Origin of the sequence: Pseudomonas sp. ZY71, from assembly GCF_036542145.1 — a bacterium.
Classification (GTDB): domain Bacteria; phylum Pseudomonadota; class Gammaproteobacteria; order Pseudomonadales; family Pseudomonadaceae; genus Aquipseudomonas; species Aquipseudomonas koreensis_A.
The window spans coordinates 6,346,544-6,372,238 of sequence record NZ_CP144274.1; the positions used below are offsets into that span (position 1 = coordinate 6,346,544).

23 protein-coding genes are annotated in these 25,695 nt (G+C 59.4%); 6 read left to right on the forward strand and 17 right to left on the reverse strand.

Going from position 1 to position 25,695, the window contains the following annotated elements; all coding sequences use genetic code 11:
* Nucleotides 1-32 precede the first annotated feature (32 nt).
* From VY732_RS28270 to VY732_RS28295, 6 genes are all read right to left on the reverse strand, one after another.
* Entirely contained in the window at nt 33-1,175 is a 1,143-nt protein-coding gene (locus tag VY732_RS28270) for an ABC transporter ATP-binding protein (protein WP_007913856.1), read from the reverse strand.
* Between the two features lie 66 nt (nt 1,176-1,241).
* A complete protein-coding gene (locus tag VY732_RS28275; RefSeq protein WP_116028450.1) occupies nt 1,242-2,339 on the reverse strand; it encodes a polyamine ABC transporter substrate-binding protein in 1,098 nt (365 codons plus the stop codon).
* A 188-nt stretch (nt 2,340-2,527) separates the two neighbouring features.
* Nucleotides 2,528-3,640 (reverse strand): polyamine ABC transporter substrate-binding protein, encoded by a 1,113-nt coding sequence (locus VY732_RS28280; RefSeq protein ID WP_077574958.1) that lies wholly within the window; start codon nt 3,638-3,640, stop codon nt 2,528-2,530.
* Between the two features lie 172 nt (nt 3,641-3,812).
* Complete coding sequence (locus VY732_RS28285; RefSeq protein WP_077574959.1) at nt 3,813-5,177, reverse strand: aspartate aminotransferase family protein; 1,365 nt, start codon at nt 5,175-5,177, stop codon at nt 3,813-3,815.
* A gap of 56 nt (nt 5,178-5,233) precedes the next feature.
* A complete protein-coding gene (locus VY732_RS28290; RefSeq protein ID WP_034151968.1) occupies nt 5,234-6,592 on the reverse strand; it encodes a glutamine synthetase family protein in 1,359 nt (452 codons plus the stop codon).
* 93 nt (nt 6,593-6,685) lie between these two features.
* Nucleotides 6,686-7,042 carry a glutamine amidotransferase gene (locus VY732_RS28295; protein WP_331692984.1) on the reverse strand — a complete coding sequence of 119 codons (357 nt, stop codon included), beginning with the start codon at nt 7,040-7,042 and terminating at the stop codon, nt 6,686-6,688.
* 278 nt (nt 7,043-7,320) lie between these two features.
* Here VY732_RS28295 and VY732_RS28300 point away from each other — a divergent pair, with 278 nt between their 5' ends.
* Together VY732_RS28300 and VY732_RS28305 are read left to right on the forward strand one after the other, a co-directional pair.
* A complete protein-coding gene (locus VY732_RS28300) occupies nt 7,321-8,697 on the forward strand; it encodes a glutamine synthetase family protein (RefSeq protein ID WP_007913842.1) in 1,377 nt (458 codons plus the stop codon).
* 277 nt (nt 8,698-8,974) lie between these two features.
* On the forward strand, nt 8,975-9,613 hold the full coding sequence (locus VY732_RS28305) for a TetR/AcrR family transcriptional regulator (protein WP_102901388.1): 639 nt from the start codon (nt 8,975-8,977) through the stop codon (nt 9,611-9,613).
* 153 nt (nt 9,614-9,766) lie between these two features.
* On the opposite strand, the gene VY732_RS28310 is transcribed toward VY732_RS28305, so the two are convergent.
* From VY732_RS28310 to VY732_RS28345, 8 genes are all read right to left on the reverse strand, one after another.
* Nucleotides 9,767-9,982 carry a TOBE domain-containing protein gene (locus tag VY732_RS28310; RefSeq protein WP_003229256.1) on the reverse strand — a complete coding sequence of 72 codons (216 nt, stop codon included), beginning with the start codon at nt 9,980-9,982 and terminating at the stop codon, nt 9,767-9,769.
* 106 nt (nt 9,983-10,088) lie between these two features.
* A complete protein-coding gene (gene ssuB, locus VY732_RS28315) occupies nt 10,089-10,895 on the reverse strand; it encodes an aliphatic sulfonates ABC transporter ATP-binding protein (RefSeq protein WP_007913838.1) in 807 nt (268 codons plus the stop codon).
* Nucleotides 10,892-11,674 (reverse strand): aliphatic sulfonate ABC transporter permease SsuC, encoded by a 783-nt coding sequence (ssuC, locus tag VY732_RS28320; RefSeq protein ID WP_003229260.1) that lies wholly within the window; start codon nt 11,672-11,674, stop codon nt 10,892-10,894. Before ssuC ends, ssuB begins: the two co-directional genes overlap by 4 nt.
* An 8-nt stretch (nt 11,675-11,682) precedes the next feature.
* On the reverse strand, nt 11,683-12,831 hold the full coding sequence (gene ssuD, locus VY732_RS28325; protein WP_018928626.1) for an FMNH2-dependent alkanesulfonate monooxygenase: 1,149 nt from the start codon (nt 12,829-12,831) through the stop codon (nt 11,683-11,685).
* 25 nt (nt 12,832-12,856) lie between these two features.
* Nucleotides 12,857-13,822 (reverse strand): sulfonate ABC transporter substrate-binding protein, encoded by a 966-nt coding sequence (locus VY732_RS28330; protein ID WP_137218529.1) that lies wholly within the window; start codon nt 13,820-13,822, stop codon nt 12,857-12,859.
* Between the two features lie 89 nt (nt 13,823-13,911).
* Entirely contained in the window at nt 13,912-14,505 is a 594-nt protein-coding gene (gene ssuE / locus VY732_RS28335) for an NADPH-dependent FMN reductase (RefSeq protein ID WP_034151973.1), read from the reverse strand.
* Nucleotides 14,506-14,813: 308 nt separating this feature from the next.
* Nucleotides 14,814-15,452: a peroxiredoxin gene (locus tag VY732_RS28340; protein WP_331692998.1), complete on the reverse strand. Its 639-nt coding sequence runs from the start codon at nt 15,450-15,452 to the stop codon at nt 14,814-14,816.
* Nucleotides 15,453-15,748: 296 nt separating this feature from the next.
* Nucleotides 15,749-17,116: an OprD family porin gene (locus VY732_RS28345; protein WP_331692999.1), complete on the reverse strand. Its 1,368-nt coding sequence runs from the start codon at nt 17,114-17,116 to the stop codon at nt 15,749-15,751.
* A gap of 364 nt (nt 17,117-17,480) precedes the next feature.
* On the opposite strand from VY732_RS28345, the gene tauA reads away from it, so the two are divergent.
* Nucleotides 17,481-18,470, forward strand: coding sequence for a taurine ABC transporter substrate-binding protein (gene tauA / locus VY732_RS28350; protein WP_442968555.1), 990 nt, complete (start codon nt 17,481-17,483; stop codon nt 18,468-18,470).
* 84 nt (nt 18,471-18,554) lie between these two features.
* On the opposite strand, the gene argA is transcribed toward tauA, so the two are convergent.
* Together argA and argE are read right to left on the reverse strand one after the other, a co-directional pair.
* The gene (gene argA, locus VY732_RS28355; protein ID WP_034151976.1) at nt 18,555-19,853 is read right to left on the reverse strand and encodes an amino-acid N-acetyltransferase; all 1,299 of its coding nucleotides are present in this window, start codon (nt 19,851-19,853) and stop codon (nt 18,555-18,557) included.
* Nucleotides 19,854-20,117: 264 nt separating this feature from the next.
* Complete coding sequence (argE, locus tag VY732_RS28360) at nt 20,118-21,272, reverse strand: acetylornithine deacetylase (protein ID WP_038359003.1); 1,155 nt, start codon at nt 21,270-21,272, stop codon at nt 20,118-20,120.
* Between the two features lie 156 nt (nt 21,273-21,428).
* Between argE and VY732_RS28365 the strand changes: the two genes are divergently transcribed.
* Complete coding sequence (locus VY732_RS28365) at nt 21,429-22,799, forward strand: CYTH domain-containing protein (RefSeq protein WP_123593557.1); 1,371 nt, start codon at nt 21,429-21,431, stop codon at nt 22,797-22,799.
* Between the two features lie 89 nt (nt 22,800-22,888).
* On the opposite strand, the gene VY732_RS28370 is transcribed toward VY732_RS28365, so the two are convergent.
* Nucleotides 22,889-23,353: an Lrp/AsnC family transcriptional regulator gene (locus VY732_RS28370; RefSeq protein ID WP_016983809.1), complete on the reverse strand. Its 465-nt coding sequence runs from the start codon at nt 23,351-23,353 to the stop codon at nt 22,889-22,891.
* A 126-nt stretch (nt 23,354-23,479) separates the two neighbouring features.
* On the opposite strand from VY732_RS28370, the gene VY732_RS28375 reads away from it, so the two are divergent.
* Together VY732_RS28375 and VY732_RS28380 are read left to right on the forward strand one after the other, a co-directional pair.
* Nucleotides 23,480-23,818: a hypothetical protein gene (locus VY732_RS28375; protein WP_331693001.1), complete on the forward strand. Its 339-nt coding sequence runs from the start codon at nt 23,480-23,482 to the stop codon at nt 23,816-23,818.
* Between the two features lie 92 nt (nt 23,819-23,910).
* Nucleotides 23,911-25,695, forward strand: coding sequence for a GspE/PulE family protein (locus VY732_RS28380; protein ID WP_123593556.1), 1,785 nt, complete (start codon nt 23,911-23,913; stop codon nt 25,693-25,695).

Genomic DNA, 25,695 nt, shown 5'->3' on the forward strand with positions numbered 1-25,695 from the left:
TCGGTTGATGCGGCGTTTGAATTTGCGCATGTTCATGAGCGGAGTACCACGCCGCTGTCATCTTCCCACCACACGTAAACCTGATCGCCCCAGGTCGGACGCGCGCCGCGACGTTCGGCGTTGGCGACAAACGACTGCACCAGTTTGCCGCTCGGCAACTCAACGTAGAACACCGAGTGCCCGCCGAGGTAGGCGATGTCGTGGACCTTGCCGCTCGACCAGTTGTATTCGCAGGTCGGTTGGTCGGCGGTGACCAGCAGCTTCTCCGGACGGATCGCGTAAGTCACCGATTTGTCCTGCACCGAGGTGCTGATGCCGTGGCCGACGTAGATCTGCCGATCAAGGTCTTTGCAGGTAATGGTTGCGTGGCCTTCGGCGTCGTCGATCACTTCGCCTTCGAAGATGTTGACGTTACCGATGAATTCGCAGACCAGGCGGCTGGTCGGGGTTTCGTAGATATCGATCGGGCTGCCGATCTGGGCGATCCAGCCCAAATGCATGATCGCGATGCGCTCGGCCATGGTCATGGCCTCTTCCTGGTCGTGGGTCACCATCACGCAGGTCACGCCGACGCGCTCGATGATTTCCACCAATTCAAGTTGCATCTGCGAACGCAGTTTCTTGTCCAGTGCGCCCATCGGCTCATCGAGCAGCAGCAGCTTCGGCCGCTTGGCCAGCGAGCGGGCCAGCGCCACGCGCTGACGCTGACCACCCGACAGTTGATGCGGCTTGCGCTTGGCGTACTGGCTCATCTGTACGAGCTTGAGCATTTCGGCCACGCGGGCATCGACTTCAGCCGCCGGGATCTTGTCCTGCTTGAGGCCGAAGGCAATGTTCTGCGCCACGGTCATGTGCGGGAACAAGGCGTACGACTGGAACATCATGTTGATTGGACGTTCGTACGGCGGCATGTCGGTGATGTCGACGCCGTCGAGGAAAATGCGCCCCTCCGTGGGCCGTTCGAACCCTGCCAGCATCCGCAGCAGAGTGGATTTGCCCGATCCCGAACCGCCGAGCAGGGCGAAAATTTCGCCTTTCTTGATTTCCAGGGACACATCGTCCACGGCAATCGTCTCGTCGAACTTCTTCGTGACCCGGTCGATTTTGACCAACACCTGTTTCGGTGTCTGGTCGCCCTCGAGGGCTTTCTTATAGGCGCCGGAGGCAACTGCCATTTACGAAACTCCCAGAAAAAAACAATGCAGTTCGCCCCGCAAGGCGAACCCAGGATAGTGTGTGCCTTACATCCCCGACTTGACCTTGGTCCAGCTGCGGGTCATCAGACGCTGAATGTTCGGTGGCAACTCGGTCGATACGTAGGCCTTGTCGATAACGGCCTGCGGCGGATACACCGACGCATCGGTGCGGATGGATTGTTCCATCAGCTTGTCCGAACCCGGGTTGGGGTTGGCATAACCCACGTAATCACTGACCTGAGCGATCACCTCAGGTTTCAGCAGATAGTTGATGAAGGCATGAGCCTGCTTCACGTTCGACGAATCCTTGGGGATTGCCAGCATGTCGAACCACAAGGCGCCGCCCTCTTTCGGTACCGAGTAGGCGATGTTCACGCCTTTCTTGGCTTCTTCGGCGCGGTGCTTGGCCTGAAAGATATCGCCGGAGAAACCGATGGCTACGCAGATGTCGCCGTTGGCCAGATCACCGATGTATTTCGAGGAATGGAAGTAGGTCACGTAAGGACGCACCGCGAGCAATTTGTCGGTGGCTTTTTCGTAGTCCTTCGGATTGGTGCTGTTGGCATTCAGGCCCAGATAGTTGAGCACGGTCGGCATCATTTCATCCGCCGAATCGAGGAATGCCACGCCGCAGCTTTGCAGCTTCTTGATGTTCTCTGGCTCGAACAAGACGCCCCACGAATCAATCTTGTCGACGCCGAGTACAGCTTTTACTTTATCGACGTTGTAACCGATGCCGTTGGTGCCCCAGAGGTAGGGAACAGCGTACAGGTTACCCGGATCGTTCTGTTCCAGACGCTTGAGCAGCGCCGGGTCGAGATTGGAATAGTTTGGCAGTTGCGACTTGTCGAGCTTCTGGAACGCGCCGGCCTTGATCTGCTTGCCGAGGAAGTGGTTCGACGGCACGACCACGTCGTAGCCGGTACGCCCGGCCAGCAGCTTGCCTTCCAGGGTTTCGTTGGAGTCGAAGACGTCGTAAACCGGTTTGATTCCGGTGGCTTTCTGGAAGTCGGCCAGGGTCGTCTCGCCGATGTAATCGGACCAGTTATAAATATGCACCGTACCGGCGGCCTGGGCTCCGACAGCAATCGTCAGGCCGGCAGTGGCCAGCAGGGCTTTGCGCAAAGAAGAAAAAATAGGCAAGTGGAGGTCCTCTAAATTAGTTGGGCCCAAGTTGCCCCGCGCTGCATGACAGCCATGGCTGCCCGGCAACAAAACCGGCGCGCAACTTACCCTCGAAAAACCGTTCCTGCAAAACTTCCTGTCATTTAATTGATCCGCTGGCCGCCCGCGCGGGGCATGACGGCCAGCGGTTACTGCTTCAAACCGGCTTATTTACCCGATTTGATCTTGGTCCAGCTGCGGGTCAGGATGCGCTGGGTCGCGGCCGGCAAGTCGGCAATCGCGTACAGCTTGGCCAGCACGTCAGCCGGTGGATAGACGCCCGGGTCGCTGGTGATGTCTTTATCAACCAGTGGCGTGGCAGCGGCGTTACCGTTCGGGAAGCGTACGGCGTTGGTGATTTCAGCCATGATTTCCGGCTTCTGCAGGAAGGTCATGAACTTGTAGGCGCCTTCGACGTTTTCGGCATCTTTAGGGATGGCGACCATGTCGTAGAAGCTGCCGGCACCTTCTTTCGGAATGTTGTAGCTGACTTTCACCTTGTCACCGGCTTCAGCCGCGCGGGACTTGGCCTGGTAGATGTCACCCGAGTAGCCGATCGCTACGCAGATGTTGCCGTTGGCCAGGTCGGAGATGTACTTGGACGAGTGGAAGTAGGCGATCGAAGGACGGACCTTCATGATCAGCGCTTCAGCCTTGTCGATGTCTTCTTTCTTCTGGCTGTCGGTCGGCAGGCCCAGGTAGTGCAGCGCAACCGGGATCATCTCGGTTGGCGAGTCGAGCAGGCTGATGCCGCAGGATTTCAGCTTGGCCGCGTTTTCCGGCTTGAAGATCAGATCCCACGAATCGACCGGCGCATCGGCGCCCAGTGCAGCCTTGACCTTTTCGGCGTTGTAGCCGATGCCGATCGAGCCCCACATGTACGGGAAGGCGTGCTCGTTGCCCGGGTCGCTGACCGACACGGCTTTGAGCAAATCAGTGTTGAGGTTCTTCCAGTTAGGCAGCTTGGACTTGTCCAGCTTCTGGTACACGCCAGCCTTGATCTGCTTGGCGAGGAAGTTGTTCGACGGCACGACGATGTCGTAGCCGGACTTGCCTGCGAGCAGTTTGGCTTCGAGGGTTTCGTTGCTGTCGAAGACGTCGTAGACGACTTTGATGCCCGACTCGTCTTCAAACTTCTTGATGGTGTCCGGGGCGATGTAGTCGGACCAGTTGTAGACGTGCAACACCTTGTCGTCCGCCTGAGCCGCAGCCGCCATGATTCCCATCAGGGACATGGCGAGCAGAGTCTTGCCAGCGAGCTTTTTGCCTAATGCCTTCATGCGTTAATGCTCCAAATTTTTCTTTTTTGAACCACTTTGTTCAGCGGCCGAACCCGGACAACTGGAACCGCGGCTAGTCTGGCAAGATCCGAGGCGGTCTTTCAAGAAAAGACCAGCCTTTCTGACAGCTTTGAGCGCGAGCGCCACGGCTCCCCCGCTCAAAGCCTAGCACTTAGCCCTGCAACGCACTGAGGGTCAGGTCCAGACACTTGCGTGCCTTTGTAACCAGCTCATCGATCTCCGCTTTGCTGATAACCAGCGGCGGCGCGATGATCATGGTGTCGCCCACAGCGCGCATGATCAGGCCGTTGTCGAAGCAGAACTGGCGGCAGATCATGCCGACGCCCTTGCCTTCATAACGCTTGCGCGTGGCCTTGTCCTGCACCAGCTCGATCGCGCCCAACAGACCGACCCCGCGAACTTCACCCACCAACGGGTGATCGTTCAGTTCCCGCAGACGTTTCTGCAAATACGGTGCCGTTTCGTTGTGCGCGTTCTCGATAATTTTTTCATCGCGCAGGATGCGGATGTTTTCCAGACCCACCGCCGCCGCCACCGGGTGACCGGAGTAAGTGAAGCCATGGTTGAAATCGCCGCCTTCGTTGAGCACCGCAACAACGGAGTCACGAACGATCAGGCCACCCATCGGGATGTAGCCTGAGGTCAGGCCTTTGGCGATGGTCATCATGTCCGGCTTGAGATCGTAGAAATCACTGCCGAACCACTCACCAGTACGGCCGAAACCGCAAATCACTTCGTCCGCCACGAACAGGATGTCGTACTTGGCGAGGATTTCCTTGATGCGCGGCCAGTAGCTGTCGGGCGGAATGATCACGCCGCCGGCGCCCTGGATCGGCTCGGCAATAAAGGCACCAACGTTGTCGACGCCGACTTCGAGAATCTTCTCTTCCAGCTGATTGGCCGCCCAGATACCGAACTCTTCCGGGGACATCTCGCCACCTTCAGCGAACCAGTACGGCTGGGCGATGTGGACGATGCCCGGGATCGGCAAGTCGCCTTGTTCGTGCATATACGTCATGCCACCGAGGCTCGCGCCGGCCACGGTCGAACCGTGATAACCGTTCTTGCGGCTGATGATGACTTTCTTGTTCGGCTGGCCTTTGATCGCCCAGTAGTGGCGGACCATGCGCAGCATGGTGTCGTTGCCTTCGGAGCCGGAACCGGTGAAGAACACATGGTTCATGCCTTCCGGTGCCACGTCGGCAATGGCCTTGGCCAGTTCCAGCGCCGGCGGGTGCGCGGTCTGGAAGAACAGGTTGTAGTACGGCAGTTCGCGCATCTGTTTGGCGGCTGCGTCGGCCAGCTCATCGCGACCATAACCGATGGCCACGCACCACAGACCGGCCATGCCGTCGAGAATCTTGTTGCCTTCACTGTCCCACAGGTAAACGCCCTTGGCGTTGGTGATGATCCGCGGGCCCTTCTCTTTCAACTGCTTGAAGTCGCTGAACGGGGCCAGGTGGTGATCATTGCTGAGTGCTTGCCACTCGCGGGTTTGCGGGTTGTTGCTGGTCATGCCAATTCTCCTTGTTATCGGTGAAGACGCGGCCGCTGAGGGCCGCGCCCGGCGTATCAGACGGCGAAGAGCAGGTACTCACGCTCCCAGGAACTGATCACGCGCTTGAAGTTTTCATGCTCGGCCCGTTTTACCGCGACGTAGCCAGTGATGAAGGTTTTGCCCAGGTACTTCTCGATGGTCGCGCTGTTTTCCATACGCTCCAGCGCGTCTTCGATGGTCAGCGGCAGGCGCAGGTTGCGGCGCTCGTAACCACGGCCCACCACTGGCGCGCTCGGATTGAGGCCTTCGACCATGCCGATGTAACCGCAGAGCAGGCTCGCGGCGATCGCCAGGTACGGGTTGGCGTCAGCGCCCGGCAGACGGTTTTCCACACGGCGGTTCTGCGGGCCGGCATCCGGTACGCGCAGGCCGACGGTACGGTTTTCTTCGCCCCACTCGACGTTGACCGGTGCCGAGGTGTCCGGCAGGAAACGGCGGAACGAGTTGACGTTGGGGGCGAACAGCGGCAGCAATTCCGGAATCAGCTTCTGCAAACCACCGATGTGGTGCAGGAACAGCTGGCTCATGGTCCCGTCTTCATTGGAGAAGACGTTCTTGCCGGTCTCGATGTCGATGATGCTCTGGTGCAAGTGCATCGCACTGCCCGGCTCGCCGGTCATCGGTTTGGCCATAAAGGTCGCAGCGACGTCGTGCTTGAGCGCGGCTTCGCGCATGGTGCGCTTGAACACCAGAATCTGGTCGGCCAGCGACAGCGCGTCGCCGTGACGGAAGTTGATTTCCATCTGCGCCGTGCCGTCTTCGTGGATCAGCGTGTCGAGGTCCAGCTCCTGCAGTTCGCACCAGTCGTAGACGTCTTCGAACAGCGGATCGAATTCGTTCGCCGCTTCAATGGAGAACGACTGGCGACCGATTTCCGGACGGCCCGAGCGACCGATTGGCGGCTGCAACGGATAGTCAGGGTCGTCGCTGCGCTTGGTCAGGTAGAACTCCATCTCCGGCGCCACGATCGGCTGCCAGCCCTTGTCGGCATAGAGTTTGAGGACTTTCTTGAGCACGTTGCGCGGCGACAGCTCGATCGGGTTGCCTTGCTTGTCGTAGGTGTCGTGGATCACCTGCGCGGTTGGTTCGATGGCCCACGGCACCAGGTACACGGCGTTCTGGTCGGGGCGGCAGATCATGTCGATGTCGGCCGGGTCGAGCAGTTCGTAATAGATGTCGTCTTCGACGTAGTCGCCGGTCACGGTCTGCAACAGCACGCTTTCCGGCAGGCGCATGCCTTTTTCGGCGATGAACTTGTTGGTCGGCGAGATCTTGCCCCGGGTGATCCCGGTCAAGTCGGCGATCATGCATTCGACTTCTGTGATCTTGTGGTCTTTCAACCAATCGGTGAGCTGGTCGAGGTTGTTACTCATAAATGCCTCTGGGCTGAGTCTCCTGACATGATGTCAGGCAAAGTTTGACGCTATGAGCGTCGCGTTAAAGGGGCTTGCTCGCGCAGTGCCGGCTTATGCCTGGCACCGCGCATAGACAATGAAAGAAGAGCTTACCTGCCCTTTACGCTGGCGTTGCATTTCCTGTGCACAGTCCAGGCGTGCAGAATCATGAGCACGGCTGGGCAAGCGGCACAGGCTTTGAGGGTGAAAGCGATCTATATTGGAAGGGGACGCCATAAACAGGATGCTTTCCCGTACGTCCAGAATATCGGACGCTGACGCTTGAACGGCCATGGACGGGAACATCGTCGGCAAGCGGCAAGCCTTGCTGGCTGCGCTACGGACGGATTTGTCGCCACTGATGTGATGAGCATGCAGACCGGACTGTTGCGAGCAGTCGGTGATGCCGATTAACGGCAGGCGAGACATGAAGCACCCCGGTATTATTGCTGTTATGGGTTTGATCGGAGCTTAGCCTTGTTCATTTTTTTACACAACACCCCCGTAAAAAATACAACACGGCCTGCTCAAGCCCGCGGGTGCCCAGCGTCCCAAGGGCCAAAAATCGCCCGAAAGTGCCCCATAAATGCCCTCACAGCGCTTTTTTAGGGCAAAAAAGGCCTCGCTTGACTTCGGCAGGCCGTTCGGGTTGACTGAAACCAGAAAAGATCAATGATTGATATTTTTAACAACAAAGGTGTTGCATCATGTCGGTACCCCCGCGTGCCGTTCAGCTTAACGAAGCGAACGCGTTCCTTAAGGAACATCCTGAGGTTCTGTACGTTGACCTTCTGATTGCGGATATGAATGGTGTGGTGCGCGGCAAGCGCATTGAACGCACCAGCCTCCACAAGGTTTACGAGAAAGGCATCAACCTGCCGGCCTCTCTATTTGCTCTGGATATCAACGGCTCTACGGTGGAAAGCACCGGCCTGGGCCTGGACATCGGCGACGCCGATCGTATCTGCTATCCGATCCCCGATACCCTGTGCAACGAGCCATGGCAGAAGCGCCCGACCGCGCAACTGTTGATGACCATGCACGAACTCGAAGGCGACCCGTTCTTCGCCGATCCGCGCGAAGTGCTCCGTCAAGTTGTTGCAAAGTTTGACGAGCTGGGCCTGACCATCTGCGCCGCATTCGAACTCGAGTTCTACCTGATCGACCAGGAAAACGTGAACGGCCGTCCTCAGCCGCCACGCTCGCCGATCTCCGGCAAACGCCCGCACTCGACGCAGGTCTACCTGATCGACGACCTCGACGAATACGTCGACTGCCTCCAGGACATTCTGGAAGGTGCCAAAGAGCAAGGCATCCCGGCCGACGCCATCGTCAAGGAAAGTGCCCCGGCGCAGTTCGAAGTGAACCTGCACCACGTCGCCGACCCGATCAAGGCGTGCGACTACGCGGTACTGCTCAAGCGTCTGATCAAGAACATCGCCTACGACCATGAAATGGACACCACCTTCATGGCCAAGCCGTACCCGGGCCAGGCAGGTAATGGTCTGCACGTACACATTTCGATTCTGGATAAAGAAGGCAAAAACATTTTTGCCAGCGAGGATCCCGAGCAGAACGCCGCGCTGCGTCACGCGATCGGCGGTGTGCTCGAGACCCTGCCCGCGCAGATGGCGTTCCTCTGCCCGAACGTCAACTCCTACCGTCGTTTCGGCGCGCAGTTCTATGTACCGAACTCGCCGTGCTGGGGCCTGGACAACCGCACCGTGGCGATTCGCGTACCGACCGGCTCGTCCGATGCCGTGCGTATCGAACACCGCGTCGCCGGTGCCGACGCCAACCCGTACCTGCTGATGGCTTCGGTTCTGGCCGGCGTGCACCACGGTCTGACCAACAAGATCGAGCCGGGCGCGCCTGTCGAAGGCAACAGCTACGAGCAGAACGAACAAAGCCTGCCGAACAACTTGCGCGATGCCCTGCGCGAGCTGGACGACAGCGAGGTGATGGCCAAGTACATCGATCCGAAGTACATCGATATCTTCGTCGCCTGCAAGGAAAGTGAGCTGGAGGAGTTCGAACACTCCATCTCCGACCTTGAGTACAACTGGTATCTGCATACCGTTTAAGCGGATTGCAGCTTCAGGAAAAACGCCGTTGGCTGATTCAGCCAACGGCGTTTTTTTATGGCCGAACACAAATCCTTGGGATGGGAGTGAATGGCCGCCTGCGGCGGTTCGCGAGCAGGCTCGCTCCCACAGGGATCTCCATTCAACATGACTTGTGCGTACACAGGAGATCCCCTGTGGGAGCGAGCTTGCTCCGGGCGGCGTTCCGACGAAAGCGGCAGACAAGACAACACACAAGCCGGCTCGTACAATGCCCGCTGCCCCGCAGGAGACTTCCATGACGCGACCCGCCCCCGTCCGCAAACCCCGTGCCCGCAGCCAGGCGCGCATCGATTCGATACTCGACGCCGCGCGCACATTGCTGGCCGCCGAGGGTGTGGCGAGTCTGTCGATCTACAGCGTCGCCGAGCGCGCGCAGATTCCGCCCTCTTCCGTGTACCACTTTTTCGCCAGCGTCCCGGCGCTGCTTGAGGCACTGACGGCGGATGTGCACGCGGCGTTTCGCGCCTGCCTGCAAGCGCCGATCGATCACGAAGCCCTGCGTGACTGGCGCGACCTATCGCGGTTGGTCGAACAACGAATGCTGGAGATCTACGACGAAGACGCGGCGGCGCGTCAGTTGATCCTTGCCCAGCATGGTCTGACCGAAGTGACCCAGGCTGACCGTCAGCACGATATTGAGCTGGGCGACCTGATGCACAAGCTGTTCGATCATCACTTCGAATTGCCGAGGCTGCCGGAGGATGTCGATGTGTTTGCCTTGGCGATGGAGTTGGGTGACCGGGTTTATGCGCGCTCGGTGCAGCAACATGGGCAGATCACCCCGCGCATGGCCGAGGAAGGGATGCGGGTGTTTGATGCCTATATCGGCCTGTATCTACCGCCGTATCTACCCAAAAGATCTCTAGTGATCTGACTGACCTCTTCGCGAGCAGGCTCGCTCCCACATTTGGAATGCGATCCCCTGTGGGAGCGAGCCTGCTCGCGAAGGCCGCACCGCAGCTTTCAGATCAGGCACAAAAAACCCCGAAGGGCTCACGCCCTCCGGGGTTGTTTTTTACTCACTGGCTTACAACTTGGCGATCGACACCTCGGTGGATTTCACAAAGGCGATCACTTCGCTGCCGACCACCAGTTCCAGCTCCTTGACCGAGCGGGTGGTGATCACCGAAGTGACGATGCCCGAAGCGGTCTGCACGTCGATTTCCGACAGCACGTCGCCGAGGACGATTTCCTTGATCGAGCCTTTGAACTGGTTACGGACGTTGATGGCTTTGATAGTCATGATATTTCTCCTGAGGTCGAAATAAGCGGCAAGTGGCAAGCTTCAAGCGGCAAGCAAAAGCACAGCGCTTCTACTTGTAGCTTGCAGCTTGAAGCTCGCAGCTGCTTCATTGCGCCCAACGCAGTTGCGTAGGCAGTGGTGAAACAGGTTCCGGCGCCGGCGGTTCGCCGGGCAGGGAGAGAACACGGTTAAGCACTTCGGTTTCCAGCGCTGCGAGTCTGTGCGAACCACGCACCCGCGGCCGCGGCAATTCCACATGCAGGTCGAGGCCGACTTCGCCGTCCTCGATCAGAATCACCCGGTCGGCAATCGCTACCGCTTCGCTGACGTCGTGGGTCACCAGCAGCACGGTGAAGCCGTGTTGCTGCCAGAGACGCTCGATCAGTTGCTGCATCTCAATGCGGGTCAGCGCATCCAGCGCGCCGAGCGGTTCGTCGAGCAACAGCAGGCGCGGTTGATGGATCAGCGCCCGCGCCAGTGCAACGCGCTGCTTCTGTCCGCCAGACAACGCCGCCGGCCACTCATTGGCGCGATCGGCCAGACCCACCGCGTCCAGTGCTTCAAGCGCTTTCGGACGCCAGTTGCCTTTAAGGCCCAAGCCGACATTGTCGATGATCTTTTTCCACGGCAGCAGACGCGCCTCCTGGAACATCAATCGGGTGTCTTCCCGTGCATCGCTGAGCGGCGCAGAACCGGCCAGCAAGTCGCCGCCAGTCGGTTGATCAAGCCCAGCGAGCAAACGCAGCAAGGTACTTTTGCCGCAGCCACTGCGCCCGACCACGGCGACGAATTGCCCCGCCGGAATGTGCAGATCGATGTCACGCAGCACCTGCCGCGCGCCGAAGGTTTTCTGCAGGTTGCGCACCGCCAGCGGAATCCCGCGAAGCAGGCGTGGAGGTTGTTGAGCAGTCATGCCGCACCTCCTTTGGCAACCTGATACGCCGGGTGCCAGCGCAACCACACACGCTCAAGTCCACGGGCCGCGAGGTCGGCGAGTTTGCCAAGCACCGCGTAAAGCAGGATCGCCAGTACCACCACGTCGGTCTGCAAAAACTCACGAGCGTTCATCGCTAAATAGCCGATACCGGAGCTGGCGGAAATGGTTTCGGCGACGATCAGCGTCAACCACATAAAGCCCAGGGCGAAGCGCACACCGACCAGAATCGAAGGCAGCGCACCCGGCAGAATCACCTGCCAAAACAGGCTGAAACCGCTCAGGCCATAACTGCGCGCCATCTCCACCAGCGCCGGGTCGACGTTGCGGATGCCGTGATAAGTGTTGAGGTAGATCGGGAACAACGTGCCCAACGCCACCAGAAAGATCTTCGCCGACTCGTCGATGCCGAACCACAGGATCACCAGCGGAATCAGCGCCAGATGCGGCACGTTGCGGATCATCTGCACCGAACTGTCGAGCAGGCGTTCGCCCCATTTCGACAGGCCGGTGATGAAACCCAGGACCAGACCGATGCTGCCGCCGATGGTAAAACCGAGTGCCGCGCGCCAGCCGCTGATCGCCAGGTGCGTCCAGATTTCGCCGCTGCGTACCAGGCTCACGCCGGCTTCGATCACCGCCACCGGTGCCGGCAGAATCCGTGTCGACAACCAACCGGCCGACACCGACAACTGCCACACCGCCAGCAACAACACCGGCAACGCCCAGGGCGCGAGGCTGTGGATGATTTTCTTCATGGCGCGCCTCAGCTCTGCGACGCGGCTTTGGGAAGAATGTCGTTGGCGACCATCTCGCCGAACGGGCTGACATAACCGGCGCTTTTCGGCAGTTCCGGACGCTCGATGTCGAGGTGCGGGAACAACAGTTCAGCGACGCGATACGACTCTTCAAGGTGTGGATAACCGGAGAAGATAAAGGTGTCGATGCCCAGATCCGCGTATTCCTTGACGCGTGCGGCCACGGTCGGGCCATCGCCGACCAGCGCCGTACCGGCACCACCGCGCACCAGGCCAACGCCGGCCCAGAGGTTCGGGCTGACTTCGAGGTTGTCGCGGCTGCCACCGTGCAGTGCGGCCATGCGTTGCTGGCCGACCGAATCGAAACGCGCCAGCGAAGCCTGAGCGCGAGCGATGGTGTCGTCGTCCAGGTGCGAGATCAGCCGATCCGCCGCTTGCCACGCTTCAGCGTTGGTTTCACGGACGATCACGTGCAGACGAATGCCGAAGCGTACGGTGCGGCCGAGCTTGGCGGCCTTGGCGCGAACTTGTGCAATCTTCTCGGCCACCGCTGCTGGCGGCTCGCCCCAGGTCAGGACCATTTCCACTTGTTCAGCAGCCAAGTCCTGCGCCGCTTCCGACGAGCCACCGAAGTACAGCGGCGGACGCGGTTGCTGAATCGGCGGGTAGAGCAACTTGGCGCCTTTCACGCTGATGTGCTGACCGTCGTAATCGACGGTTTCGCCTTCGAGCACACGACGCCAGATGCGGGTGAATTCCACCGAGGCCTGATAGCGTTCTTCGTGGCTGAGAAACAGACCGTCGCCAGCCAATTCTTCCGGGTCACCGCCAGTCACGAGGTTGAACAGCGCACGGCCGCCGGACAGACGATCCAGCGTGGCTGCCTGCCGCGCTGCCACCGTCGGGGAAATGATCCCGGGACGCAGGGCAACGAGGAACTTCAGACGCTGGGTCACCGGGATCAGCGACGCCGCCACCAACCACGAGTCTTCGCAAGAGCGGCCGGTGGGGATCAGCACACCGCCGAAGCCCAGACGATCCGCCGCTTGCGCGACCTGTTGCAGATAACCGTGGTCGACGGCGCGAGCGCCTTCGGCGGTGCCAAGGTAATGGCCGTCGCCGTGGGTAGGCAGGAACCAGAAGATATTGAGGCTCATGGAGTGGTCTCCTTGGGGATTCGAATTACTGCGCTTTAGCCACAGCGGCCGGTGGTGTCCAGATCACATCCTTGATGCTCAGCGGCTTGGGAATCAGCTTGAGCTGGTAGAACGTGTCAGCGATTTTCTGCTGCGCGGCGACCACTTCCGGGGTCAGGAACAGCGCGCCGTAGCCCTGGCGTTTCACCGAGGTCAGAGTGATGTCCGCCGGCAGGCCGAGCAGTGGCGCAACTTGTTGGGTCACGTCTTCAGGGTTGGCTTTCGACCACTCGCCAACGGCGCGCACTTCCTCGACGAGGGTCTTGATCACCTGAGGATTTTTCTCGGCGTAAGGCTTGGTCGCGAGGTAGAACTGGTGGTTGTCGACGATGCCTTTGCCGTCGCGCAGGGTGTGCGCTTGCAGTTGTTTCTCGGCGGCAGCCTGGTACGGATCCCAGATGACCCAGGCGTCGACGCTGCCACGTTCGAACGCAGCGCGAGCATCCGCCGGCGGCAGGAATACGGTTTGAATATCGGTGTACTTGAGACCGGCGTCTTCCAGCGCACGCACCAGCAGGTAGTGGACGTTGGAGCCTTTGTTCAGCGCGACTTTCTTGCCTTTGAGATCGGCCACCGATTTGATCGGCGAGTCTTTCGGCACAAGGATCGCTTCGCTGTTCGGCGCTGGTGGTTCATAAGCGACGTAAAGCAAATCGGCGCCGGCAGCCTGAGCAAAAACTGGCGGGGTTTCGCCGGTGACACCGAAGTCGATCGAGCCGACGTTCAGGCCTTCCAGCAGCTGCGGGCCGCCGGGGAATTCAGTCCATTGCACGTCGACGCCTTGGGCGGCCAGACGTTTTTCCAAAGTGCCCTTGGCCTTGAGCAGCACCAACGTGCCGTACTTCTGATAACCGATCCGAAGAGTCTCGGCTTGAGCTTGAGTGATGGCGCCGAAGGTGACAGCCGCAGCAAACAGAGCGACCAGACCACGACGCAAAAATACAGTGCGCATAGCGCTCTCCTTTTTGCTGTTGGGTTTTGGCTGCACCTGCTTGCCCGTTGGCGGGCGAGTAAGGCCAGTACTTCAAATTTCGATGAGGCTTAAATGCTCCAGCGAGCACTCAACAAACGTTCGTTCAACAGGCCCGGTTCCAACGGCTTTGGCCGGCGCGCCATGGCGCCGACAAACTGATCCAGCGCTTCATGCAGTCGCTGCTCCAGCGCCGGTGCCAGTTGCGCCGCCGCACTGCCTTCGCCGTAAGCGATCTGGCTGTCCTCGGCGAAAATCCCCTGGAGCATTTCCTGGGCTTTCAGCGCCGACAACACGGGCTTGAGGGCGTAATCGACCACCAGCATGTGGGCGATGCTGCCGCCAGTGGCCATCGGCAAGACAATCTTGTGGTTCAGGGCGCGCTCGGGCAGCAGATCCAGCAGGGTCTTCAGAGCGCCGGAGAACGACGCTTTGTAAACCGGTGTGGCGATCAGCAGGCCATCGGCGTTTTCAATCTGTTGCAGCAGGTCGAGTACCTTCGGGCTGTCGAAGCGGGCATGGAGCAAATCCTCGGCCGGGAAGTCCCGCACCTGATAACTCACCACTTCCACCCCTTGCTGCTGCAACCAACGTTGCGAGCGTTCCAGCAGCACCCCGGACCGGGAGCGCAGGCTGGGACTGCCACCGAGTGAGACGACCAGCATCGAGACAATTCCTTAAGCGTTGCAGGCGATTCGCGGGTTGCGATCTCGCTTCGATGGAGTGACCTTACCAGCTGATTTATATATCCATAAATCATATTTATTCATTTGGTTATGCGTTTTGGAGATATAGGATTTGCGTTATTCAAGGCGAAAAAAAAGGCCGTCGAAACGGCCTGAAATCCCCTGCTTAGTGGTTCCGTGGTGACTGGACTAACGCCATCGCGAGCAGGCTCACTCCTACATTTGGAATGCGTTTCCCTGTAGGAGTGAGCCTGCTCGCGATGGCGGTGGTGACTACACCGCAAATCTCACTTGTTCGGCTGCGGCGTCAGGCGCAGGTATGGCTTCACCGCGCGATAACCCTTCGGAAAGCGCTGCTTAATCTCTTCTTCATCTTTCAACGAAGGCACGATCACCACCTCTTCACCGTCCTGCCAGTTGGCCGACGTAGCCACCTTGTAGTTGTCGGTGAGCTGCAGCGAATCGATCACCCGCAGAATCTCGTGGAAGTTGCGCCCGGTGCTCGCCGGGTAAGTGATGGTCAGGCGAATCTTCTTGTTCGGATCGATCACGAACAGCGAACGCACGGTCAGCGTGTCGTTGGCGTTCGGGTGGATCAGATCGTAGAGGTCGGAAACTTTGCGATCGGCATCGGCCAGGATAGGAAAGTTGACGATGGTGTTCTGGGTTTCGTTGATGTCTTCGATCCACTTGTGGTGTGAGTCCACCGGGTCGACCGACAGCGCAATGGCTTTGACGCCGCGCTTGCTGAACTCATCCTTGAGCTTGGCGGTGAAGCCCAGCTCCGTGGTGCACACCGGGGTGAAGTCCGCCGGGTGGGAGAACAGCACGCCCCAGCTATCGCCCAGCCATTCGTGAAAACGAATCTTGCCGGCGCTGGAATCCTGTTCGAAATCGGGGGCGATGTCGCCGAGTCTGAGGCTCATGATGCTGCTCCTGATGAGTTGTTCGAGACCTCAACTGTAGCCCGGGATTCACCATCGTGAAAAAGAATAAATAACTAGATATCTAGATCATTAACGAATATTAAACATCTGTTCACTGGACGCTGAACGACATCCCGACGAACATCGGTCGCAAGGTTCGAGAAGGCCTTGAGTTGCAGTAAAGAGGGAAATTCGGGGAGGGCTTACGGGGGTGGGCCTGACTCGAAAACGCAAAAGCCCCGTCCGGCGCGATGCCGGACGGGGCTTTTTTTACATCAACGAATCGAAACGCGCTATTACAGCAGCGGGATCGAGTAGCTGACGATCAGGCGGTTTTCATCCTGGTCACGCTGACCTGGGATGTCGTTGCGCCAGGTAGCGTTTTTCCACATCAGGCCAACGTTTTTCAGCGGGCCTTCCGGTACGACATAACCGATGGTCAGGTCGCGTTCCCACTCGGAACGGCCGGTCGCGTTGGTGCTGACTTGGCGGTCGCCGACTTTACCGGTGGTGTCGATGTTATCGCCACGCAGGTAAACCACACCGGCGGTCAGGCCAGGTACGCCAACTTTGGCGAAGTCGTACGAGTAGCGAGCTTGCCAGGTACGCTCGCCAGCGCGGGCGAATTTGGCAATCTGCATGTCGGTAGTGATGTAAGCCGACGAGCCGTCACCCTGGTTCAGCCAAGGGAAGTCGCTGTTGCCGTTGCTGACCTGATAACCGCCACCGAAGGTGTGACCTTCAACGGTGTACAGGAACAAGCCGCTGTACAGGTTGTTGTCGACTTTACCTTTGGTGATGCCAGTGCCGTAGTCACCGGTGGTGTAGTAGGCAGGGTCGTTACCGTTGGCGCCATCGTCACGGCTGTTGAAGTAACGGAAGTCAGACTTCAATACACCCGGGCCGATTGCCCAGTTGTGTACCAGACCCAGGAAGTGCTGCTTGTAGTAATCCTGCAGATTGCCGTAGTAGTACTGGGCAGTCAGGTCTTTGGTGATTTTGTAGTCGCCACCACCGTAGATGAACTTGTTGCTGTCACGACCGGCAGCGGTGTGAGCGTTGGAGCCAGCAATCGACAACTCTTCGTTGTTGCTGGAGTTACGGCCCTTGGCGTGCTCGATTTGACCAGCAACCAGCGTCAGATCCTTGATCTCGCTCGAAGTGATCTGGCCACCCTGGAAGGTTTGCGGCAGCAGACGACCGTCGTTGGTCACGATGACCGGCAGTTTTGGCTGCAGGGTGCCGAGCTTCAGTTCGGTCTGGGAGATCTTGGCTTTGGCAGTCAGACCCAGGCTGGAGTAGTTGTCGACCGCTTCACCGTTGGACTTGCTCGGGAATACAGTGCCGCCATAGGAAGTCGACGTGGCACCGTTGGTGCCGCCACCCGAATCCAGACGCACGCCCACCAGGCCGATGGCGTCGATACCGAAGCCTACGGTGCCTTGGGTGTAACCGGAGATGAAACGCAGATCGAAGCCTTGGCCCCATTCTTCTTGCTTGTTCTGAGCCTTGGCAGCTTTGGTATCGCCATCACGGTTATCAGTGTTGATGTAGAAGTTACGCAGCCCCAAAGTAGCTTTGCTGTCTTCGATGAAACCGGCGGCGCCTGCCTGCTGCGCCATAACCCCTACGGCCACAGCCAGGGCCAAGGTGGACTTGTTCATGTAAAGCTCCTCTCGTTTCTAATTCTTGTGTTCCTGGCCCGGGGTCTGATGCCCTGAGTCCTAAGATGCGCGATTAGCGCCAGACCGTGACTGACAAGTCAATCGTAACCTTTCATGTCTACGACCAAGGTCTAATCGCAGTGATTTGGTCCGTGCAGAGTAAAGATTTCCTGATAAACCCAAAAAGAATTTATTCATTCTTTTTCATATCATTTCGGAATATGGCCAGTATCGTGCCACCTCCGCCGGGAAACAGCGTATCGGCGACTAAGCTCATTCCTAAATGGTATTTGTTAGCCTTTTTTTATATCGATTAGCTTTGGCGCAACCGCAATTCGTCAAACCCTATCGAAAAGGCGACGCCATGATGGCCAAACGCGCACTATCTAGTCAATTTGTTACAGTTTGTGTGTCAGCACTGATTTCTTTTTCGGCCCATGCCGCCAACCTCACCGTTGGCTATCAAACCGGTATCGACCCGAGCAAAGTCCCCCAGGCCGACGGCGTTTACGAAAAAACCATCGGCGAGAAAATCGACTGGCGCCGCTTCAACAGTGGCCCGGAAGTTGTGACAGCCATTGCATCCGGTGACGTGCAGATCGGCAACCTCGGCTCCAGCCCGTTAGCCGCTGCCGCTTCGCGCAATCTGCCGATTGTGGCGTTCATCGTTTCGGCGCAGATCAATGCCGCCGAAGCGCTGGTAGTGCGCAATGGCAGCGGTATCAACACACCCCAGGACCTGGTCGGTAAAACCATCGCCACACCTTTCGTTTCGACCTCACACTACAGCCTGCTCGGCGCCCTCAAGCACTGGGGCCTGGACGCCTCGAAAGTCAAAGTGGTGAACCTGCAACCCGCAGAAATCGCCGCTGCGTGGAAACGCGGCGACATTGATGGTGCTTTTGTCTGGTCGCCGGCGCTGGGTGAAATCCGCAAGACAGGCAAGACCCTCACCGATGCCGCGCAGGTCGGTCAGTGGGGCGCGCCGACCTTCGAGGTTTGGGTCGCGCGCAAGGATTTCGCCGATAAGCATCCAGACGTCGTAGCGAAATTCGCCAAGGTCACGCTGGATTCATTTGCCGATTACGCGGCGCATAAAGACAGCTGGACGGCTGACTCGGTGCCGGTACAGAAAATCGCCAAACTGACCGGTGCCAATGCCGCTGATGTACCGGAATTGCTCGCAGGTTCAGCGTTCCCGGATGCCAAGGCGCAGCAAACCACGGCGCTGCTGGAGGGCGGCACGGCGAAGGCGATTGGCGAGACGGCGAAGTTTTTGAAGGAACAGGGCAAGGTTGAAACGGTGCTGCCGGACTACTCGCCGTACGTCAGCGCGAAATTCGTGGCGCAATAAAAGCTTCGCGAGCAGGCTCGCTCCCACACTTTGGAATGCATTTTCCTGTGGGAGCGAGCCTGCTCGCGAATGGAGCGACGAGGTTTATAGGGGCTTTTCGAAGATTTTAGAATTACGTTGAAAGTTGTACAGCGACGCCCGCGCCGCTGGCAGGCGTTCAACGCTGCTCGGTTCGAAACCACGCTCGCGGAACCAGTGCGCAGTACGCGTAGTGAGGACGAACAAGGTTTTCAAACCCTGCGCCCGCGCACGGGTCTCGATTCTCTCCAGCAGTTCATCACCGCGACCGCCATGGCGGTACTCCGGATTCACCGCCAGGCACGCCAGTTCACCGGCATCGGAATCGGCAATCTGATACAGCGCTGCACAGGCGATGATCATGCCTTCACGCTCGACCACGCTGAACTGCTCGATCTCGCGCTCCAGCACTTCGCGCGAACGCCGCACCAGAATCCCCTGCTCTTCCAGTGGACTGATCAAGTCGAGCAAGCCGCCGACGTCTTCAATCGCCGCTTCGCGCACCAGTTCGAATTGCTCCTGCGCGACCAGCGTACCGCCACCGTCACGGGTGAACAGCTCGGTCAGCAGCGCGCCGTCTTCGGCATAACTGACGATATGACTGCGCGCCACGCCGCCACGGCAAGCCTCGGCGGCGGCATCGAGCAATTCCGCCTGATAGTTGCTGCCAAGACGTTGCAAATGTGCCGGCACTTGCTGTGGACGCAACTCACGCACCAGCTTGCCGTTCTCATCGATCAGGCCGAGGTCGGCGCCGAACAGCAGCAGTTTGTCTGCGCCCAGGTCGATGGCGGCGCGGGTGGCGACGTCTTCGCAGGCGAGGTTGAAGATTTCCCCGGTCGGCGAGTAGCCCAGCGGCGACAGCAGCACGATCGAACGCTCATCCAGCAAGCGATTGATGCCTTTGCGGTCGACCCGGCGCACTTCGCCGGTGTGGTGATAGTCGACGCCTTCGAGCACGCCGATCGGCCGTGCGGTGACGAGGTTGCCGCTGGCCACGCGCAAACGCGAACCCTGCATCGGCGACGAAGCCATGTCCATCGACAGCCGCGCTTCGATGGCAATGCGCAACTGGCCAACGGCGTCGATCACACATTCCAGGGTCGCGGCATCGGTGATGCGCATGCCGTGGTGGTAATGCGGGGTCAGGCCACGCGCGGCGAGGCGGGTTTCGATTTGCGGGCGCGAACCGTGTACCAACACCAGACGCACGCCAAGGCTGTGCAGCAGGACGATGTCGTGAACGATGTTGCCGAAATTCGGATGCTCCACGCCGTCGCCGGGCAGCATGACGACGAAGGTGCAGTCGCGGTGGGCATTGATGTAAGGGGACGCGTGACGGAGCCAGTTAACGTATTCGGGCATGAACCTGGGCCTGTAATAAATAGCAGCCTAAAAAGGGGCGAAACGGAAAACGCACAGCGGGCTGATGGTTATCGTCGGAACAGGCTTGGCGACACGCGCGCTCTCCTCATGAATACGGGTTGGGATGCTGGCAATTTACAGCGTTTGATCAGGCAAAACACAATCCCTGTAGGAGCGAGCCTGCTCGCGAAAGCGGTGTATCTGTCGACATCGAGGTGTCTGAACTGGCGCTTTCGCGAGCAGGCTCGCTCCCACAGGGATGGATCATCGTTCGTCAGCAGTCAGGCAGTAATGTTCAATCAGTTGCCGTAATAGATGCACGGTAGGCTGCAAACGTGACATTTCAAGGTACTCGCCGGGCTGATGTGCACAGGCAATGTCACCGGGGCCAAGCACGATGGTTTCGCAGCCAAGGCGCTGAAGATAAGGCGCTTCGGTGCCAAACGCTACTGCTTCGGCGCTATGACCGGTGAGCTTTTCGGCGATGCGCACCAGTTCGGCGTCTTCCGACTGTTCAAACGATGGCACTTCCGGGAACAACGGCTTGTAATCAATCTTGACCTGATGTCGCTCGGCGACCGGGTTGAGCTTGCGCAGGATCTCTGCGCGCAGGACTTTCGGGTCCATGCCCGGCAATGGCCGCAGATCAAACTCCAGCGAACACTGACCGCAGATACGGTTGGGATTATCGCCGCCATGAATGCAACCGAAGTTCATCGTCGGCTGCGGCACGCTGAACTGCGGGTTGTTGAATTCACGTTGCCACAACAGGCGCAGGCCGCGCAGTTCGCCGATCGCATCGTGCATCGCTTCGAGGGCACTGTGGCCCAGGCGCGGATCCGACGAATGGCCGCTCTGCCCGAGGATGTCGATGCGCTCCATCATGATGCCTTTGTGCATGCGGATCGGTTTGAGCCCGGTCGGCTCGCCAATTACCGCCGCGCGGCCCAGCGGACGTCCGGCCTCGGCCAGCGCACGGGCGCCGGACATCGAGCTTTCTTCATCGCAGGTGGCGAGGATCAACAGCGGCTGCTTGAACGGCTGATCGAGCAGCGGCAACACCGCTTCGATGATCAGCGCGAAGAAACCTTTCATGTCGCAACTGCCCAACCCGACCCAGCGGCCATCGACTTCAGTGAGCTTCAGCGGATCGGTCTGCCACAACGCATCGTCGTATGGCACCGTGTCGCTATGCCCGGCCAGCACCAGCCCGCCGGGGCCGCTGCCGAAACTGGCGAGCAGGTTGAACTTGCCGGGGCTGACCTGCTGGATATCGCAGCTGAAACCGAGGTCACCCAGCCAGCCGGCGAGCAAATCGATCACCGCGCGGTTGGACTGATCGAGGTTCGGTTGGGTACAGCTGACCGATGGCGCGGCGATCAGCGCAGCGAACTGGTCTTGCATGGACGGCAAAGGCATCGCTGACTCCAACTCCCGATTTGAAGTCCATCATAGAGCCATCCGGCGTCAGGAATAAACCGCCGCAGGGCGTAGGACGAATCAGTCCTGTACACTGCACGGCCTTGGCAGCCACACATTCCCCCGGCTGCGCTCCCGATCCTGGATTTTCCGGCCATGCAGAAAGAAACCGAAATCAAACTCCGCGTCAGCCGCGAAACCCTCGCCGCCCTGCGCGAGCACCCGTTACTGAAAAAACGCAACAAAAGTGGCTGGGAACGCCGTGAGTTGATGAACCAGTACTTCGACACCCCCGAGCGCGATCTGGCGCAGGCCAAAGTTGCCCTGCGCCTGCGCAAGGACGGTGACGAAGTGATTCAGACCCTCAAGACCCGTGGCCAGAGTGTCGCCGGTCTGTCCGAGCGTAACGAGTACGACTGGACGTTGCCGAAAGCCAAGCTCGACGTGAAGAAACTCGACGGCGAATGCTGGCCCGAGTCGCTGGCCGAGCTGGACAAGAAAACCCTCAAGCCGATCTTCACCACCGATTTCGTCCGCGAACGTGCGGAAATCGCCTGGGGCCGTGGCAAATCCAAAGTGGTTATCGAAGCCGCGCTGGACCTCGGTCACGTGGTAGTCGGCAAGCAGAAAGAAGAAATCTGCGAGCTGGAACTGGAACTGCGCGAAGGCGAGCCTGCCGCGCTGCTGGAACTGGCTGCCGAACTGGCGGAAACCCTGGCGCTGATGCCGTGCGACATCAGCAAGGCCGAACGCGGTTATCGTCTGTACGACGCCAACAGCTACTCGCTGAGCCTGCCGGCACCGGAGCTGACCGCGGAAACCCAACTCGACGACGCCTTCGCCGCGCTGAGCTGGCATTTGCTCGGCAGCAGCCAGCGTCTGGCTGAACAGTACCGTTTCAACGGCCACTGGCGCCTGTTGCTCGACTGGGTCGAGAACCTCGCCGAAATGCGCGCCCTGCTCAGCAGCCTCGGCCAGGCCGCACCGCGTCAGTCGACGCACGACTTGCGCGTTGCCCTGGATGCGTTGCTGGAAGACTGGCGCCCGCTGGTCCAGGCCGGTATCGAAGACGAAGACGTGCGCAAAGCCGCACCGGAGCAGTTCCTCGAAGAACTCGAAGACCCGCGCTGGGGCTCGTTCTCGCTGAACACTTCGCGTTGGTTGCTGGCTCGCACCTGGACCGCCGAGCGCAATGTGCGTGGCAATCGTCAGGGCGGTGCGCAGTTGCACAGCTGGCTGCCGCGTACCTTGGGCGAAGAAGCCACGGCCCTGCAATTGCAACGTTATCAGCAGCAGCCGGAAGATCTGGCTGAGCAACTGCCGCGTATCGAGCGCATTCAGGTCTGGCTACACCACGCCCGCAACGTGCTGGAGATCCCGGAAATGGATCGCCTGTACGGCGAACTGAACAAACTGGCGCAACTGGCCAACGAGCCGACGATCACTGACGAACTGCTCGATGCACGCAAGCAGCAGGCGATTGCGGTTTACCAGAATCGCGCGTGGAAAATGCTCCTGCGCATGTAATACCGCTTTCGCGAGCAGGCTCGCTCCCACATTGGAATGCAATCCCCTGTGGGAGCGAGCCTGCTCGCGAAGAGGCCAGCTGCCTTACCTCAAACCGGCAGGCTGGTGGTGGACTTGATTTCAGAAAGCGCCACAATCGAATTCACTTCCTGAATCCCCGGCACCAGCGACAGTTTCTCGAAAAAGAACCGCTCATACGCCTCGATGTCCGCCGCGACAATCCGCAGCAAAAAATCCACCGCGCCCATCAGCACATAACACTCCAGCACTTCCGGAAAGCCGCGAATCGCCTCGGTGAACTCGGTGAAGTTCGAACGCCCGTGCGCGTTGAGTTTGATCTCGGCAAAGATCTGCGTGTTCAGGCCGATCTTCTTGCGATCGAGCAATGTCACCTGGCCACGAATGATGCCCTCCTCCTTCATCCGCTGAATCCGCCGCCAGCACGGCGACTGGGACAAGCCCACCTGCTCGGCGATCTGCGCGCTCGACAGTGAAGCGTCCTCTTGCAGCAAGGCGAGAATCTTGCGGTCGTAGCTGTCCAGCTCACTGTGCATAGAAAAACCTCGATTACGTATTTCCGCGAATTGATCTTTTCGATCAACCGTCATTAACGCCGATCATAGCCAAGAAATACCCCGTGCCGAATGTAAAAATTCCTCCAGAGATTATGGAGACTCGTCATGCCGCACCTCGAAGCCGTGAACAGCGCCCCTACCCGCGCCGATGTCTGGAACGTCAGCAACGCCCATTGCCTGGCGCAGTATCAGATCCTCGCAGAGGCTGAGCCGGACTTGCTGGTGCGGGTGCTCAACCTGTTCGCGTTGCAGTTCCTCACACCCGAGCAGGTCAACGTGCAGCGCATGGATGACTTGATGTCGATCGACATTGTCATGGGCGGTTTCAGTTGGCATCGCGCGCAAGTGATCGCGGAAAAACTTCGTAACCTGATCAGCGTCTGCTCGGTCAATCTGCAAAACGCCGACAGCGCTTGGGATGCGCCCGCCCAAGCCGCTGGCTGACAGATCCGGCAACGGCTTCGTCGGGTAGTGGCCCAACGGTCTGCGGGGCCACGACTATCCTTTTGCGCACTGTCGCTCAAAAGGAAGCCCGCATGTCCGTTCAACTCGCCACTCAGGACCGCTGGCTGGAACTCAACGAGGTGCTGCGTGAACTGGTCGCCCAAGGCTTTATCGGCCAGGACGCGGCGGAGCAGGCGCTGAACGCCCGTCGCCGTCACGCCGCCCACGGCCAGATGCATCCGCTGGAATTCATCGCCAGTCAGCAACTCGACGACCTTAGCCGTCCAGGCAAACACCTCGACCTGGAGAGCCTGACCCTGTGGCTGGCGCAGCAGGCCGGCCAGCCGTATTTGCGTATCGATCCGCTAAAGATCAACGTCGCCGCGATCACGCCATTGATGTCCTACGCCTTCGCACAACGGCACAAGATTCTCGCCGTGGCGGTCGACCGGGATTCGGTCACCGTGGCCAGCGCCCAGCCTTATGTCACCGGCTGGGAGGCCGATCTCACCCATGTATTGAAGCTGCCAATCAAACGGGTGGTGGCCAACCCGGCGGACATCCAGCGCTTCAGTGTCGAGTTTTTCCGCCTGGCGAAATCGGTCAGCGGCGCCAGCAATGCCGACGCTCAGAGCGGTAACCTCGGCAATTTCGAACAACTGCTCAACCTCGGCGCCAGCGATCAGGAGCCGGACGCCAACGACGCGCACATCGTCAACATCGTTGACTGGCTGTTTCAGTACGCCTTTCAGCAGCGGGCCAGTGATATCCATATCGAACCGCGCCGCGAGCAAGGCACCGTGCGCTTTCGCATCGACGGCGTGCTGCACAACGTTTATCAATTCCCGCCGCAGGTGACCATGGCAATTGTCAGTCGCCTTAAAAGCCTCGGGCGGATGAACGTCGCCGAGAAGCGCAAACCCCAGGACGGCCGGGTCAAGACCAAGACCCCGGACGGCGGCGAAGTCGAGCTGCGCCTTTCGACCCTGCCTACAGCGTTCGGCGAAAAAATGGTCATGCGGATTTTCGACCCGGAAGTGCTGCTCAAGGATTTCGACCAGTTGGGTTTTAGCGCCGATGACCTGCGCCGCTGGCAGGACATGACCCGCCAGCCCAACGGCATCATTCTGGTCACCGGGCCGACCGGCTCGGGCAAGACCACCACGCTGTACACCACGCTGAAAAAACTGGCGACGCCGGAGGTCAACCTCTGCACCATCGAAGACCCGATCGAAATGGTCGAGCCGGCGTTCAACCAGATGCAGGTGCAGCACAACATCGACCTGAGCTTCGCCGCCGGGGTGCGTGCGCTGATGCGGCAAGACCCGGACATCATCATGATCGGCGAGATTCGCGATCTGGAAACCGCTGAAATGGCGATTCAGGCGGCGCTCACCGGACACTTGGTGCTGTCGACCCTGCACACCAACGACGCCCCCAGCGCGATCAGTCGTCTGCTCGAACTCGGCGTGCCGCATTATCTGATCAAAGCCACTGTGCTCGGGGTCATGGCCCAGCGTTTGGTGCGCACCTTGTGTCCGCATTGCAAGGCGCCGCTGACGCTCGAAGAAGAAGACTGGCAAACCCTGACCCGCCCGTGGCAAGCGCCGTTGCCGAGCAACGCGCAACGCGCCATCGGTTGCGTGGAATGCCGCGACACCGGCTATCGCGGCCGCGCCGGGGTCTACGAAATCATGCAACTGAGCGACAGCCTCAAAGCTTTCATCACCCCGGATACCGACCTCACCGCCATTCGGCGCCAGGCCTTCAAGGAAGGCATGCGTAGCCTGCGTCTGTCCGGCGCGCAGAAAGTTGCGGCAGGGCTGACCACGGTTGAAGAGGTGTTGCGCGTGACGCCGCAGAGTGAGCTCAAATGA